Raw genomic sequence first — 14,974 nt, forward strand, 5'->3', positions numbered from 1 at the left:
GGGGGCGCCCCCGACGCCTCCGCCCTCCGGGCGCGGACCGGCAGGGCTCGGGGGACCGGTACGGAGAGGCGCCTCGAAGGAAAGTAGTTTCCGATTGGGAAAGTACATGCCATCATGGAACGCAAGAGGGACGAGAGGGGACGATCATGGCGATCGACGGTTCGGACGCGGCGCTTCCCGCGGTGAAGGCGCTCGCTCTGGCGGAGCGCGCCCGCGCCGCCGCCGAGGCTCCGCAGCCCACCCCGAAGTGGTACGGCCCGGTCTTCGCGCTGGCGTTCTCGGTCTACGGGATCGCGGTCGGCCAGGCCCTGGGAGCGGGATGGTCCTGGCTCGTCGGCGTCTTCGCGGGAGTCTTCGCGGCGTTCAGCGGGGGTGCCGCGGCGATCGCCGTGCGAAGCGGCGGCGTGGCCAGGCGCTGGGCGCCGGGACTCGGCCCCCACGTCCTGTCGGCGGTCCTGCAGGTCCTGGCCGCGGGCGCGTCGGCGGCCGGCGCGGCGTGGGCGGCCGGCGGTGACGTGCGGTGGGTGGCGGGCGCCGCGGGGACGGCGGCGGGCGCGGCGTTCTGGCGGGCGTGCGGCATGCTGGACGCCCGCGTCCGCCGCGGGCGGGAGGGCGCCGCGTGACCGCGCTGGAGCCGCTCCTCCAGCACCCGACGCGCCTGACGGTGCTGGCCTTCCTGAGCGGCTGCACCGAGGCCGAGTTCTCCGCCGTGCGCGACTACTGCCAGGTGTCGGACTCGGTGCTCAGCAAGACCGCGGGCGTTCTGGAGGAAGCCGGCTACGTCACCGTGAGGAAGGGGTACGTGGGCAAACGCCCCAAGACCTGGTTGGCGGCCACCCGCGCGGGCAACAAGGCCCTGGCCGGCCACCTTGCGTCGCTGCAGGCGATCGTCGCGGCCGCGGAGGCCGCCGGCGCGGCCCACGGGTAGCCCCGCGCCCGGACGGCGGCCGCTGCCCGTGTCCCGGGCGTCCGGGGGCCGGAGGAGTGGGAACGTGGGCACGCCGCACCCGAAGGGAGCTCAGCACGGCCACCGAGCGTTGCACCCTGGAACGGAGCGTTTCGCGTACGCGCACCACACGCCCATGCGAGGAGGACCCCATGAACGCCGCCGAAGAAGGACGGCAGCAGCTGGACGCGGTCAGCGTCCTCAACGCGAAGAGAACGCTCCTCCAACTCCTCGCCCGGGCGGGGGTCTCCTCCGGCGAGGCGGAGGAGCTGATCGGGCTCGTCGAGGCGGGCGCCCTCGCCCTCGCGCACCGGGAGGTCGGCGCGGGCGGGCGGAGCGCTCCGGGGGAGAAGGGCGAGCCCTACGAGTCCGGTTGGCTCGACGGCGCCCAGGCCGTCACCGACGAGCTCGGCGGCCTCGCCGAACGGGCGTTGCGGCACGCCGTCGCCTCCGGTCCGTCGTCCACCCCCGAGGACGCGCGTCCCCAGGTCAGGAGGATGGAGGTGGAGCGGGCGAAGGTGGCGGTCATGCCCCTCTACCTCTCGTTCACCGACGTCTCCGACCTGGATCCCGAGGTCTCCGAGCAGGTGCTCACCGCCGTGCTCGGCACCATGAACTCCCGGCAGCGGGCCGGCTACGCGGGACGGCTGGCGGAGTTCGCCTCGACCCGCCGCGGACGCCTGGAGCGCCTGTACGCGCAGTACGGGCCCGGCAGCGCCATCGCGATCCACGGCCGCTACTCGCTCATCCACTCCCCGACCAGCGTCGCCGTACTGGAACGGCTCGCCGCGGCGCCGACGGCGCTGCGGGAGGAGTGGGACGCCGCCGAACTGCCTCCCGCATGGCTGGAGGGGCTGACGACGGCCTGGGGTTCACCGGTCTGACCGGCGGCGGTCCGCGCGGCGTGCCCCCACCGCCGGCGCGCGGGCCTCCCGCCACGGCCGCCGGCGCCCCGGGGCGCGGGGGAGAGCGGCACCGGCACGGGGCCGGCCCCGATCGGGCGGGGACGAGACCGGCCCCGATCAGGCGGGGACGGCGGAGTGCGCGGGGGGAGCCGGTTCGTCAGGGGCGGTCCCGAGCCGGCCGCGGAGGGCGTCGGCGAACTCCTCGGCGCGCGCCAGCTGGATCCGCAGCTCCTCGATCTTCCGCACGGCGGACCGCTCGTAACGGCGCACCCGCTCCAGGAGCGCCTCCCGCTCCTCGCCGCCGGGCCGCTCGTCGGCGTCGAGGCGGTCGATGGCCTCCAGGAGGTCGCGCATCTCGTCCAGGGTGAACCCGAGCGGCTTCATGCGGCGGATGACCATGAGGCGCGCGACGTCGGTCTCGGTGTACAGGCGGAAGCCGCCCTGGGAGCGCGCGGAGGGCATGACCAGCCCGGTCTCCTCGTAGTGCCGGATCGTGCGCAGGGACAGCCCGGTTCGCGCGGCGACCTCGCCGATCTGCATGTGCTCGCTGTCCACGCCCGTGGCCCCCGGCCTTCCTCGTCCTGGCGGCCGGCGTCGGCCGTCCGATCTCTACTCTAACGTTAGGGTAGAGTTGCTGGTGTGGGGAGCCGAGCAGACCGTTCGGCTCCCGATCCATGAGGGACGGGCGCCGAAGCCCGTCCGCCTCCGGCCGGGACCGACGACGCCCCCGGCGCGCCCCCGGTTCCGCAGGAGAGAAGCGTGCGCGAGTCCATGACGCCCCGCACCGTCGCCTGCCCGCCGTAGAGGCCCCGCCGCTGACACGGCCCTTCCGGCCGCGCCCGTGCGCCCGGTCGTGCCGCTCCCGAAGACCTCCGGCCCCTTCGGGCCCGCCCGCGGAACGCCGACCGGGCCTTCCGCGCCCTCCCCGCACGCCCCGCCCGCCGTTCGGGGTGCGCCCGAGCACGACAGGTACGCATCCTCTTGTCTTCTGCTGCTGTGACTCCCGCCGCGCGGCTGCGCGGTCTCAAGCCGGACTGGCTGGCCGACCCCAAGGTCTGGCGCACCGAGGTGCTGGCCGGCCTGGTCGTGGCCCTCGCGCTGATCCCCGAGGCGATCTCGTTCTCGATCATCGCCGGCGTCGACCCGGCGACCGGCCTGTTCGCCTCCTTCACCATGGCCGTCGTCATCTCGGTCGTCGGCGGGCGCCGCGCGATGATCTCCGCCGCGACCGGCGCCGTCGCCCTCGTGATCGCGCCCCTGAACCGTGAGCACGGTCTGGGGCACCTGGTCGCCGCCGTCATCCTGGCCGGCGTCTTCCAGGTGGCCCTGGGCGTGCTGGGGGTGGCGAGGCTGATGCGGTTCATCCCGCGTTCGGTGATGGTCGGCTTCGTCAACGCCCTCGCCATCCTGATCTTCATGGCCCAGATCCCCGAGATGACCGACGTGCCGTGGGCCGTGTACCCGCTGATCGTCGGCGGCCTGGCCCTCATGGCGTTCTTCCCGAGGATCACCACCGTCGTACCGGCCCCGCTCGTCTCCATCGTCATCCTGACCGCCGTCACGATCGGCGCCGCCATCGCGGTCCCGACCGTGGGCGACAAGGGAGCCCTGCCGTCCTCGCTGCCCGTGCCGGGGCTGCCGGACGTGCCCTTCACCCCGGAGACCCTGACCACCATCGCCCCGTACGCCTTCGCCATGGCGCTGGTCGGCCTGATGGAGTCGCTGATGACCGCGAAGCTGGTCGACGACATCACCGACTCCCACTCCTCCAAGACCCGCGAGTCGATCGGCCAGGGCATCGCCAACATCGTCACCGGCTTCTTCGGCGGCATGGGCGGCTGCGCCATGATCGGCCAGACCATGATCAACGTGAAGGTCTCCGGCGCCCGCACCCGCCTGTCCACCTTCCTCGCCGGCGCCTTCCTCATGGTGCTGTGCGTCGTCTTCGGCCCGGTCGTCTCCGACATCCCCATGGCGGCCCTCGTCGCCGTCATGGTCATGGTGTCGTTCGCGACCTTCGACTGGCACTCCGTCGCACCCAGGACCCTCAAGCGGATGCCCCTCGGGGAGATCACCGTCATGGTGATCACCGTCGTCTGCGTGGTCGTCACCCACAACCTCGCCATCGGCGTCGTCGCCGGTTCGATCACCGCCATGGTCGTCTTCGCCCAGCGCGTCGCCCACCTCGCCGAGGTCACCGCCGTCACCGACCCCGACGGCACCGCGGTCGTCTACCGGGTCACCGGCGAGCTGTTCTTCGCGTCCTCCGACGACCTCGTCAGCCGGTTCGACTACGCGGGTGATCCGGAGAAGGTCGTCATCGACCTGTCCGCCGCCCACGTCTGGGACGCCTCCTCCGTCGCCGCCCTCGACGCCGTCGAGACCAAGTACCGCCGGCGCGGCAAGACCGTCGAGATCACCGGCCTCAACGACCCCAGCGCCGACCTCCACGGCAAGCTCACCGGCGAACTCGCGGCCGGGCACTAGATCCGTCCCGACCGCCCGACGGCCGCCCCCGCGCGCTTCCGGGGGCGGCCGTCGGCCGTTGCGGGGACCTGCCCCGCGCCACCGGACCGCGCGTGCCGTCACGGACGCCCGACGTCAGTCCTTGTGCTTCTTCGGCGGCTTCGCCTTGCCCGGCGGCAGCCCGTCCTTGTCGCGCCCCTGACTCCGTACGCCCTGGTCGTCCTGGTCGTCCTGGCCACCCTCGTCGCTTCGGACGCTTTGGTCGCTTCGGCCGCGCGGAGGGTCGTACTGCGCCGGGGAGGCGGGGGAGGCGGGGGCCGGACGCTCGACGGCGGCCGAACGGGCCTGCCGGGCCGACTCGGTGGTGGCCGAGGGCACCGTCCGCGGGGCGGGGTCGGGGGCGGGAGCGGCAGGCGAGGGGGAAGGGGAGGGGGAAGGGCCGGGGCGGTCCGCCGGGGGAGAGGCCGGTTCCACCGCAGTCTGGCGCGGCGGCCGGGAGGCCCTGTCCTCGCCGTCGGTGGCCAGGCCGCCGATCGAACCGGTCAGCGTCGCCGAGAGGACCGCCAGCGCCGCGCCGACCGTCAGCACGGCGCGCTCGGTACGCAGAGGGGAACGCGGCGGGGGAACGGGCCGGGAGGCGGTGGGCCCTTCGTCCGGCCGTGCCCCGGCCGCCGGGCCGGCACCGCCGGTCCGGGCAGCCGCCGGCGCCGAGCGCAGCGTGTCCCCTTCCGCCTCCTTCCCGCTCCCCACGGCCCCGTTCCCGTACCGGGACGGGACGCGGGCCGCGTCCTGCGCCGCGAGGGCCAGCGCCCGCGAGCAGTCGGAGGCGCTCGGACGGTTGTCCTCGTCCGACGCCGTCATGGCCGCCAGCAGCCCGCCGAGGTCACCGGGCAGGTGCGAGGGGATGACCGGGGGCCGGTGCAGCCGCGCGATGGCGGCCTCCAAGGGGGCGCCCAGGTACTCTACTTCGCCCTTCAGGCACTCCAGGAGCACCAGGCCCAGACCGTAGACGTCCGCGGCCGGGCCGGCCCCCCGGCCCAGCACCTGCTCGGGCGCCACGTACGCCGCGGTTCCCACCAGCGCGCCGGCGGCCGTGTGGGTGGTGGAGTCGAGCAGCCGGGAGATGCCGAAGTCGGTCAGGTACGGGGTGCCCGCCCCGTCCAGGAGGATGTTCGAGGGCTTGACGTCGCGGTGCACGACGTGGGCCGCGTGCACGTGTGCCAGCGCCGAGGCCAGCGCGGCCCCTATGCGGCAGACCTCGGCGGGATCCAGGGGCCCCGCGGCGACACGCCGGCGCAGCGTCGTTCCCTCGACGAGCTGCATCACCAGATAGGGCCGCCCGTCCTCCTGGCCCGAGTCGTACACGGTCACCAGACCGGGGTGCTGGAGCTGGGCCAGCAGACGCCCCTCGTCACCGAAGCGCTCCTCCGGCTGGTCGTCGCCGTCGGGACGGAAGACCTTGATCGCCACCGGCCGCCGCAGCCGCAGGTCCAACGCCTTGTACACCTCGGCCGTGCCCCCGCGCCCCAACAGGTCGTCAAGGCGGTAGCGGCCGGCGACCACGTGGGTCGTGAGCCGCCAGTCCGGTTGGGCCAACCACGGGCGGACCTTCATCTGTGCTCCCTGCGCTCTGCCGTCACCTGCCGCTGTCCGCCCGCCCACCTGCCGTCATGCCGGGCACGCCCGGTCCGTGTCCGGCCGCTGCCCGGCAGCCCGGCCGTGAGCCCTTCCGTGTGCGGGCACGGACTACGCGTGCCCCCTGAGTCCGAGGACATCCGTGGATCCGGCGGGCAATCCCGAACCGGCGGAGCCGGGCCCCGCCGCACGGCCGCCCGGACCCGGGCGATGGGGACACTCTGCCGGACGACGGGAAAACGTCATGATTCGGTGGAATGCAGCAGAAGGACTGTAACGGGTAAGGGAGGTGGCATGCCTGACATTCTGGAAGCCGGCGCATGGGGTCTGGTGGCCGGTTCCGCGCTGCTGCTGGGCGCGGCGATCGGATACGGACTGCGAGTGCCCCGGTGGCTCGTCGCGTCGGTGATGGCGTTCGGCGCGGGCGTACTGCTGTCGGCGGTGTCGTTCGAGCTGGTCGCCGAGGCGTACGACGAGGGCGGCCTGGCTCCCGCGGTGATCGGCACCGTGGGAGGAGCCGTCGCCTACACGGCGGGCAACGCCTGGCTGGCGCGGCGCGGGGCGCGCCACCGCAAGCGCAGCGGCCACCGCATACAGCCGTCGGAGGAGCAGCAGGCCGGTTCCGGGACGGCCCTGGCCCTGGGCGCGTTGCTGGACGGCGTACCGGAGTCCGCGGTCATCGGGATGAGCCTGCTCCAAGGGGGCGCGGTCAGCCTGGTGACGGTGGTCGCCGTGTTCCTCAGCAACGTGCCCGAAGGGCTGTCCAGTTCGGCGGGCATGAGGCGGGCGGGCCGCGGCAGGGCCTACGTGTTCGGCGTGTGGGGGACGATCGCGCTGGCCGGCACGGTGGCGGCGGTGCTCGGGTACGCGGTGGCGGGCGCCCTGCCGGTGGCGGCCGTGGCGGCGGTGACCGCGGTGGCGGCCGGGGCCATCCTGGCGATGATCGCCGACACCATGATCCCGGAGGCGTTCGAGGACACGCACCTCGCCATGGGCCTGATCACGGTGTGCGGCTTCCTCGTGTCGTTCTCCCTCTCCCACGCCTGAGCCCCCGCGGCCGCGAAGGGCCTCCCCCCGTCCGGGCGTCGCGCCGACCGGCCGCGGAAGCGCCCGCATATTCGATCGCCCGTGCGGATCTCCTCGGACACAATCGGCGCATGCCGACCACCGCGGAGCGGCTGCTCTCCGCACTCGAACCCCTGCTGTTCCCCGCCCGCCTCTCCCTCACCGCGACGTCCGCCCGCCGGCTGGCGGACGGCGGGCACCTCACGGCGCTGCTCACCGACCTGGACGCGCGCGGGCCGTACGAACGGCGGCTCGCGGCGCTGGCGGCCTCCGTCGGACGGGACGCCGGCTTCCTCGCGGAGCGGCTGGCCGACCCCGACCCGGTCGTCGCGGGGTACGCCCTGCGCGCCGCCCGGGTCCTGCCGGTACCGGACGAGGCGGTGGAGGTGGCGTACGACGACGCGCCGGAGGCCCTGCGGCGCCGGCTGGCACGCCTGCTCGCCTTCCGGCGGCCGTACCGCGCTCGCCGAACGCCTGGTGGTGCGGCTGCGCGCGGAGTGGGGCGACACCGAGGCCGCGCGGCTGCTGCCGGCCTGCTCCACCCCCTTCGTGTCCCGGTGGCTGCCCGGACTCGTGCACGCCGTCGACGACTGGAGGCGGCTCGCACGCCGGCATCCCGATCCGGTGCTGGACCACGCCGAAGCCGCCTTGGCCGACCGCGCCGACGGGCAGCAGCGGGAGGACTGGTGGCGCCTCCACGCCACGACGGTCGCGGCGCTCGCGCGGCCGCGCCCCGAGCGGGCGCGCGGACGGGGCCGGCCGGTACCCCGGGGGGACCGGCCGGCCGGGTGCACGGTGGCGCCGGGCGGGGGAGCGGCCCGCCGGGGGCGCCACCGCGCACCGGTCGGGTCAGGCCGTCAGGAGGCGGGTCGGTCCCACAGGTCGCACCGGTGGTCCCGGGGGAAGGTGACCCCCGAGGTGATCGCCTCGGGGGCGAGTGTCTGCACCTTCGGGAAGGGCTTCCAGCGCGGCGCGTTCACGGCGTGGGGGACGCCGGTCCTGGCGAAGCCGGTCCAGTAGTCGAGCATCCTGTCCGACAGGGCGCGCTGGGCGGGGGGCCCCGCGACGCCGCCGAAGACGTACCGGATCTCCGACCCGTGCGGGGCGCCGATCGGGAAGCCGATCGGCAGGTTCAGGTGGTCCATGGCGTGGCGGTCCGCGAACTCGTACTGGTAGGACGGGGTGTGTTCGGCCATCAGGCCCGCGGTGCGGGACTGGGGGCAGGCGAACTGGGAGTCCGTGAGGATCGCGCCCAGGGCCTCCGCGGGCGTCCCGTGGTCCGTCAGCGGGTAGCGGGTCAGGATCTCGTCGGCCCGTTCGCCGTGGAGCGCGCGGACCGCGACCGGGTAGTCCGCGGCGGTGAGCTGCCGGCCGGCCAGGTCGTAGGTGGTCGCCACGGTGAGCCGGCCCTCGTCGGCGGTGGTGCCCTGGAGGACGGGGACCCGGTGGAACCGCCCGCTCTCCAGCGCGTCCGGCACCTGCAGCGGGAGGACCCTGCCGTCGACGTTGGGGGTCCAGCGGGTGGTGGGGCCGGTCGAGGCGGTGAGCAGCTCGTCGGCGGTCTTCGCGCGCAGACAGGCGACGTCCGCGCAGCCCAGGGAGTCCGCCCAGGTCCGGCCGCGGTTCTGCTGCGAGGCGTGGGTGGGCAGGGGGAACCCGCAGCCGGACTGGGCGATGGCCCGGTCGAACAGGCCGGTCGTGCGGGGCGAGACCAGGTGGTGGCAGACGCTGCCGCCTCCCGCCGACTCGCCGAAGACCGTCACGTTGCCGGGGTCGCCGCCGAACGCCGCGATGTTGTCGTGCACCCAGCGCAGGGCGGCCTGCTGGTCGAGCAGCCCGTAGTTGCCGGAGAGCCCCTGCGGTGACTCCTGGGCCAGGTCCGGGTGGGCGAGGTAGCCGAACGCGCCGAGCCGGTAGTTGAGGGTGACGACGACCACGTCGCCCCGGGAGGCCAGGGTGCCGCCGTCGTAGAACGCGCCGGAGCCGACGGTGAAGCCGCCACCGTGGATCCACACCATCACCGGCCGCCTCTGGAGGGACCGCTGCGCGGGTGTGTGGACGTTCAGGTACAGGCAGTCCTCGCTCGGCGTGCCGGGTCCCGCGAGGTTGCCCCAGGGACTGGACCGGACGTGCTGCACGCAGGGGTTGCCCGGGGTGCCGGCGTCCCGGACGCCCGGCCGGCGCGCGGGCGGGGACGGCGGCTTCCACCGCAGGGTCCCGACCGGTGGTGCGGCGTACGGGAGGCCGAGGAAGGAGTGGGCGGTCCCACTCGTCTTCCCCCGTACCTGCCCGTACCGGGTCGTGACGGTCGGGCCCTCGGCCGCCGCGGCGGGAACGAAGGCCGTTGCGGCGACCGACAGCAGCAGGGCGCCCGTCAACACCCCTGCTTGTCGAGTCCGTGACATTAATCGACGGCTTTCCGCCGAGCACCTTCTGGGCGGACCGGACATCGGCACCTCCGTACGGAAGGACAACGGTCCACGAAGTCTGGTCCGCGGACGGACGCCCGGAATCGCGTAAACCACCGGCCTTGTCCGGCGCGGGCGCCCGCGCCCGCGCCGGGCGCGCACCTGCGGCGGTGAGTCCTTCGACCGGTTCACGGACGCAGGACGGGAAAGTCGACCCCGGCCCACAGGGCGCGGTCAGCGGTGGGCGGCCGTCCGTCGGTGGGGCTGTCGCCGGTGTCCCACGTCCTGACCGGGCCGGAGGAGCCGTCCAGTGGGGGCCAGCCCGGGTCCCCGGTGGCGGCGAAGTCGGCCCAGGCACGGACCATGCGGCGTGCCAGTGCGTGGTCCGCGGGGGTGGGCGCGCCGCCGATGAGGAAGGCCAGGCGCTCGTCGTCCAGGTTGCCGAAGGCGAAGGGGACGTCCGCGCAGTGCCAGGCCCGTACGAGCCCGTCCGGGCCGCTGCGCCGGCGGTCGAAGCGCGACAGGAAAGCCCGGCCGCCGGCTCGGGCGTGGCGCTCGGCGAGCCGGTTGCCGTACTCGCCGAACACCAGGTCGCCGAAGACGGCGAGGTAGACGTCGAGCACCGGGGCGTGGGGCATCGCGGCGCGGTAGCCGGCCACCAGGCCGTCGGGGAGGCCGAAGTCCTGCGCGAACAGGGCGAGTCGGCCCTCGGTGGTGATCTTCGCGCTGCTGCCGACGGCGTCGAGCAGCCAGTACTCCTCCGTGGTGTGGCAGACCAGCAGGTCCACTCCCCGGGTCGTACCGGCGTCCATTCCCGTGAGGGGGTCGGTGGGCAGGACGTCACCGTCGAGGACGGGGGCGTAGAGCGAGGGGTCGTAGTGGCGGGACCCGGAGGCGGGGTCACGCCGGTAGCCGTCGACCACGCGGTCGGAGGCGGCGACCAGCGCCTGGGGGGACGCGGAGGCCAGGCCCTCGGGCGTGGCGGGGCGGCCCGCCGCCGCGGCGACCTCGCGGGTGGTCGCCTCGGCGATGTCGCGCGTGTGGCAGGGACTGGCGGGGCTGTGGGCGATGGCGCGGTGGAACAGACCGCGGGCGCGGTCCATCACCATCAGGCAGGCGACCGAGGCGGCCCCGGAGGAGTGGCCGGCGACCGTGACGTTGTCGGGGTCGCCCCCGAAGGCGGCGATGTTCCCCCGTACCCAGCGCAGGGCCGCGACCAGGTCGAGCAGGCCCCGGTTGTCCGGGTGGGCCGTCCCTCCGCCGCCCGGGACACGGCCGAAGCCCTCGAAGCCGATCCGGTGGTTGAGGGTGACCACGACCAGACCGGCGTGGGCCAGCGCGGTGCCGTCGAAGTCGGGCTGGGCCGAGGAGCCGAAGGTGTAGGCGCCGCCGTGGATCCAGACCAGGACGGGCAGGCGGCCGCCGCCGGGGGACGGGGTCCAGACGTTGACGGTGAGGACGTCCTCGTCGCCGGGGGACCACACGGGCGCACCGGGCAGTCGCGCCGACTGGGGCGCGATCGGGCCGAAGGCCGTACCGTCCCGCACCCCGGTCCACGCCGCTGCGGGGAGGGGCGCGCGAAACCGGTTGGCGCCGAACGGCGGGGCGGCGTAGGGGATGCCGAGGACGGCGACGACGTCGGCGGAGGCCCGAAAGCCCCGAACCGAACCGTTGTCCGTCGTGAAGACGTCCATGGGAACTGCCTCTCGCTGTGCGCCGGATCGCCGGGGAAGGCGAGGCCTCAGCTTCGCACCACCCGGCTCGCCGGGACCAACGCCTGGATCACGGCGATTGACGCGCCGGTGATGTCAATTCCCGCCGTGGCGCGCAGCGGGGGCGGCCCTCCGCCCGCCGCACCCGCCCTGGTGACCACGAACCCCGGGCGGGCGCGCCCCCCGCAACCTCCCCGCCCACACCATCGCCCCCCACCGGCCCGCGCTCCTCACGTCCACCGCCCCGCCCCCACCGGCCTACGCTCTCCGTGCCCACCGGTCCATCTCGGCCGCGGCGCCTCCCGGCGGCCCACGGTCTGACCGTTGCCGGAGACGGCCCCTGGTCACCTCCGTCCGACGGCAGAGGGTGCGCCGGTCCGCTCGCCGCGGGGCGGCGCGCCCGGTCGTACCCCTTGACGGGCCCCTGCGGCCAGGCTTGAATCCTCCTGAAAGGTCCAGACCAATTTCTTGGCATGTGCACGCCAAAAATTGGTCTCGTCACCCCTGCCACCCCCACCCCACCCGGAGGCCACGTGCGTACCCGAAACCGGCTGCTCGCCGGCCTGAACGCGCTCTTACTCGCCGGCTTGGGCGCGCTGACCACGCCGAGCCCGGCGCACGCCGCCAACCTGCTGTCCAACCCCGGCTTCGAGTCCGGCACCCTGTCCGGCTGGTCCTGCTCCGGCGGCACCGGCTCGGTGGTCGGCAGCCCCGTGCGCAGCGGCACCAAGGCACTCGCGGGCGCCGCGACCGCCGGCGACACCGCCCGGTGTGCCCAGCGGGTCCCCGTCCAGCCGAACACCACCTACAGCCTGTCCGGCTGGGTGCGCGGCTCCTACGTCCACCTGGGGGTGACCGGTGGCGCGTCCACCTGGACGTCCTCCGCCTCCGACTACACCAGGCTGACCGTCTCGTTCACCACCGGCGCCACCCAGACCAGCGCCGAGGTCTACCTGCACGGCTGGTACGGCCAGGGCACCTACCACGCCGACGACATCAGCCTCGACGGCCCCGGTGGGGGCGACGACACCCAGGCCCCCACCGCCCCGGGCAACCTCCGGGTCACCGGCACCTCGGCGACCAGCGTCTCGCTCGCCTGGGACGCCGCCACCGACAACGTGGGTGTCACCGGCTACGACGTCTTCCGCGGCGGCACCCCGGTGGCCTCGGTGACCGGCACCCAGGCCACCGTCACCGGCCTGTCGCCGAACACCGCCTACAGCTTCACCGTGCACGCCGAGGACCGCGCGGGCAACACCTCCCCGGCCTCGGCGGCCGTCACCGCGACCACCGACGAGGGCGGCGGGGGCACCCCCGGCTTCGTCCAGGCCGCGCCCTACCTCTACCTCGGCTGGGGCAACCCGCCGAACGCCACCGAGGTGATGCGTGCCACCGGCATCAAGTGGTTCACCATGGCCTTCGTCCTCGCCCAGAACGGCTGCAACCCGGCATGGGACGGTCAGCGCCCGCTCACCGGCGGCGTGGACGAGAGCACCATCAAGGCGATCCGCGCGGCCGGCGGCGACATCGTGCCGTCCATCGGCGGCTGGAGCGGCAACAAGCTCGGCCCCAACTGCTCCACCCCCGAGGCCCTCGCGGGCGCGTACCAGAAGGTGATCGACGCCTACGACCTCAAGGCCATCGACGTCGACATCGAGAACACCGACGAGTTCGAGAACGCGGTGGTCCAGGACCGCATCCTCACCGCCCTGAAGATCGTCAAGCAGAACAACCCGGGCCTGAAGACGATCCTCACCTTCCCGACCCTCAACACCGGTCCCAACTCCTGGGGCAACCGCCTCATCGAGCGGGCCGCGGCCCTCCAGGCGGACATCGACAACTTCACCGTCATGCCGTTCAACTTCGGCGGCGGCGCCGACATGTACGGCAACACCGTCCGGGCCACCGAGGGCCTGAAGAACAAGCTCAAGTCCACCTTCGGCTGGTCGGACGCGGAGGCCTACGCCCACATCGGCATCTCGGGCATGAACGACAGCAGCGACACCGGGGAGATCACCACCCCGCAGATCTGGACCCAGATCCGCGACTGGGCCAACTCCCACCACATCGGCCGCCTCGCCTTCTGGTCGGTCAACCGCGACCGCCCCAGCTGGCAGTTCACCTCCATCACCGCGGGCTTCACCGGCTGACCGCCGGCCGGAGCACCGGGAAGGACGCAGGCGCCGCCGAGTCGTGGAACCCGGCGGCGCCTCCGCCGGAGCGGGGCCGCGCGCGTCGGGCCCCGCAGGGAGCCGCCGACGCGTCGCGGTCCGCCGGACCCCGGAAGCACGCGTACGACGCGACGGCCTCCCGGGCCCACCCGGTCCGAGGCGGCCGTTCAGGAGGGCCGGTAGACGCCCTCGGGATCGTCCTGGGCCCATGCCGCGTACTCCTCGAAGCCCAGGTTCCCCAGACCCAGGTTCGCGTGGACGTCGTGGACACCCGCGGGGACGGTGCGGAACCCGCGGCCGAACTCCGTCAGCTGCCGGTAGTCCTCCTCGTCCTCGCACTCCTCCCGCGTCGACGTGGTGACCGCCAGCAGCACGTGGTCCTCGGCCCGCATGGTCACCCGGTCGGCGAGGAAGACGACGGCCAGGTCCTCGTCGGCGCGGACCGCGGCCAGCACCTCGTCGGTGGTCGCCCCGTCCCAGGCCGGATCGTCGACGAAGTGGACGCGCGCCTCGAACCGCCCGTCCCCGTAGGGCTCCCTCAGCGCCGCCACCACGTTCCGCCACGCCCGGTCGTCGTGGTGGTCGGTCCTGACGACCAGGGCGTCGAACTCGTCGCGGCCGGTGACGGCGGGCAGCACTCTCATGGGTCCTTCTCCTTCACGGCCGCGGGTCCGGCCGGGAGCGACTGTCTCACGACCGGTCGCCCCTCACCCCGCCGGACCGGCGCTCACGGCCCGGTGGGGTGGGCGGCCGGGCCCCGCGGGGCGGCGGTACGGCGGGCCGCACCACTGCCGTGGACGCCGGGCGTCCGCGCCCGGCCGGGTCAGCCCCGCTCGCCCAGGTCCAGACGGTCGGCCAGACCCGCGGCGGTGAAGGCCGCGACGAGCTCGTCGCGGCCCTCGGTGAAGTGGGCCCAGCTGTCGTAGTGGACGGGGACGACCCGGCGCGCGCCGAGGATCCCGGCGGCTTCGACGGCCTGCTCGCTGCTCAGGACGATGAATGCGCCGCCGAAGAGGACGGGGAAGCGGGGGGCCCCGGCGAAGAGGACGGCGGTGTCCACCGGGGCGAAGCGCTCGGCGATCTCCCTGACCAGGTCGAGGGAGGCGTTGTCGCCGCTCACGTAGACGGTGGGCAGCCCTTCACCGGTCAGGACGAAACCGACGACCTGGCCGGTGATCGGCTCTATCTCCTCACGCGCCCCGGGGCCGTGGAGGGCGGGCACGGCGGTCACGGTGAGGGTGCCGCCGTCGGGCCGGTCCAGCTCGACGGACTCCCAGTCGGCGAGCCCCCTGGCCCCGTCCCCGAGGCGCGTGCCGCCGCCGGGGGTGGTGAGGGTGAGGGGGACGTCGGCGAGCAGGGCCCGGCCGGAGTGGTCGAGGTTGTCGGCGTGCTCGTCGTGGGAGAGCAGGACCACGTCGACGCGGCCCAGGTCGGCGGGGGCGGCGGAGGGACCGGCCGTCTTGGTCAGCACCGGTCCGCCCTCGTGGGGGTACTGGCCGGGGCCGTCGAAGGTGGGGTCGGTCAGGAACCGCAGACCGCCGTACTCGAAGAGGGCGGTCGGACCGCCGAAGACGCGGACGGGGAACTGCGCGGTCACTGCGGCGTGGAAAGACACGGGAAACGCACCTCACGGATGGTTGGTTGTGAAACGTGAGATCACCCTAAC

12 protein-coding genes are annotated in these 14,974 nt (G+C 74.3%); 6 read left to right on the forward strand and 6 right to left on the reverse strand.

Features of this window, described 5'->3' with window-relative positions:
• Positions 1-146 precede the first annotated feature (146 nt).
• The 3 genes from IE106_RS06340 (at position 147) to IE106_RS06350 (ending at position 1,830) form a co-directional block, all read left to right on the forward strand.
• Positions 147-623 (forward strand): hypothetical protein, encoded by a 477-nt coding sequence (locus IE106_RS06340; RefSeq protein WP_189530685.1) that lies wholly within the window; start codon positions 147-149, stop codon positions 621-623.
• On the forward strand, positions 620-928 hold the full coding sequence (locus tag IE106_RS06345) for a transcriptional regulator (RefSeq protein ID WP_189530687.1): 309 nt from the start codon (positions 620-622) through the stop codon (positions 926-928). Before IE106_RS06340 ends, IE106_RS06345 begins: the two co-directional genes overlap by 4 nt.
• Before the next feature lie 170 nt (positions 929-1,098).
• The gene (locus IE106_RS06350) at positions 1,099-1,830 is read left to right on the forward strand and encodes a hypothetical protein (protein ID WP_189530688.1); all 732 of its coding nucleotides are present in this window, start codon (positions 1,099-1,101) and stop codon (positions 1,828-1,830) included.
• A gap of 138 nt (positions 1,831-1,968) precedes the next feature.
• Here the strand turns inward: IE106_RS06350 and IE106_RS06355 are convergent, their stop codons facing one another.
• Positions 1,969-2,406, reverse strand: coding sequence for a MerR family transcriptional regulator (locus IE106_RS06355; RefSeq protein WP_189530690.1), 438 nt, complete (start codon positions 2,404-2,406; stop codon positions 1,969-1,971).
• Between the two features lie 441 nt (positions 2,407-2,847).
• Between IE106_RS06355 and IE106_RS06360 the strand changes: the two genes are divergently transcribed.
• Complete coding sequence (locus IE106_RS06360; RefSeq protein ID WP_373295909.1) at positions 2,848-4,338, forward strand: SulP family inorganic anion transporter; 1,491 nt, start codon at positions 2,848-2,850, stop codon at positions 4,336-4,338.
• 114 nt (positions 4,339-4,452) lie between these two features.
• On the opposite strand, the gene IE106_RS06365 is transcribed toward IE106_RS06360, so the two are convergent.
• Positions 4,453-5,931 carry a serine/threonine-protein kinase gene (locus IE106_RS06365; RefSeq protein WP_189530694.1) on the reverse strand — a complete coding sequence of 493 codons (1,479 nt, stop codon included), beginning with the start codon at positions 5,929-5,931 and terminating at the stop codon, positions 4,453-4,455.
• Positions 5,932-6,246: 315 nt separating this feature from the next.
• Between IE106_RS06365 and IE106_RS06370 the strand changes: the two genes are divergently transcribed.
• Positions 6,247-6,999 (forward strand): ZIP family metal transporter, encoded by a 753-nt coding sequence (locus IE106_RS06370; protein ID WP_189530696.1) that lies wholly within the window; start codon positions 6,247-6,249, stop codon positions 6,997-6,999.
• Between the two features lie 875 nt (positions 7,000-7,874).
• On the opposite strand, the gene IE106_RS06375 is transcribed toward IE106_RS06370, so the two are convergent.
• A complete protein-coding gene (locus tag IE106_RS06375) occupies positions 7,875-9,398 on the reverse strand; it encodes a carboxylesterase/lipase family protein (protein ID WP_229840095.1) in 1,524 nt (507 codons plus the stop codon).
• A gap of 215 nt (positions 9,399-9,613) precedes the next feature.
• A complete protein-coding gene (locus IE106_RS06380; protein ID WP_189530699.1) occupies positions 9,614-11,119 on the reverse strand; it encodes a carboxylesterase/lipase family protein in 1,506 nt (501 codons plus the stop codon).
• A gap of 551 nt (positions 11,120-11,670) precedes the next feature.
• Here IE106_RS06380 and IE106_RS06385 point away from each other — a divergent pair.
• Positions 11,671-13,287, forward strand: coding sequence for a carbohydrate binding domain-containing protein (locus tag IE106_RS06385; protein ID WP_229840098.1), 1,617 nt, complete (start codon positions 11,671-11,673; stop codon positions 13,285-13,287).
• Between the two features lie 188 nt (positions 13,288-13,475).
• Here the strand turns inward: IE106_RS06385 and IE106_RS06390 are convergent, their stop codons facing one another.
• Both IE106_RS06390 and IE106_RS06395 read right to left on the reverse strand, forming a co-directional pair.
• Positions 13,476-13,952, reverse strand: coding sequence for a DUF6924 domain-containing protein (locus tag IE106_RS06390; protein ID WP_189530704.1), 477 nt, complete (start codon positions 13,950-13,952; stop codon positions 13,476-13,478).
• Positions 13,953-14,131: 179 nt separating this feature from the next.
• Positions 14,132-14,923 carry an MBL fold metallo-hydrolase gene (locus IE106_RS06395; RefSeq protein ID WP_189530706.1) on the reverse strand — a complete coding sequence of 264 codons (792 nt, stop codon included), beginning with the start codon at positions 14,921-14,923 and terminating at the stop codon, positions 14,132-14,134.
• Between the last annotated feature and the right edge of the window lie 51 nt (positions 14,924-14,974).

It is taken from the genome of Streptomyces roseolilacinus (assembly GCF_014649335.1).
GTDB classification, from domain to species: domain Bacteria; phylum Actinomycetota; class Actinomycetes; order Streptomycetales; family Streptomycetaceae; genus Streptomyces; species Streptomyces roseolilacinus.

What these genes read in the sequence shown, in the direction of transcription:
- IE106_RS06340 (WP_189530685.1), top strand. Translation starts at nt 147, where the DNA reads ATGGCGATCGACGGTTCGGACGCGGCGCTTCCCGCGGTGAAGGCGCTC.
- IE106_RS06350 (WP_189530688.1), top strand. Translation starts at nt 1,099, where the DNA reads ATGAACGCCGCCGAAGAAGGACGGCAGCAGCTGGACGCGGTCAGCGTC.
- IE106_RS06365 (WP_189530694.1), bottom strand. Translation starts at nt 5,931, where the DNA reads ATGAAGGTCCGCCCGTGGTTGGCCCAACCGGACTGGCGGCTCACGACC.
- IE106_RS06370 (WP_189530696.1), top strand. Translation starts at nt 6,247, where the DNA reads ATGCCTGACATTCTGGAAGCCGGCGCATGGGGTCTGGTGGCCGGTTCC.
- IE106_RS06380 (WP_189530699.1), bottom strand. Translation starts at nt 11,119, where the DNA reads ATGGACGTCTTCACGACGGACAACGGTTCGGTTCGGGGCTTTCGGGCC.
- IE106_RS06390 (WP_189530704.1), bottom strand. Translation starts at nt 13,952, where the DNA reads ATGAGAGTGCTGCCCGCCGTCACCGGCCGCGACGAGTTCGACGCCCTG.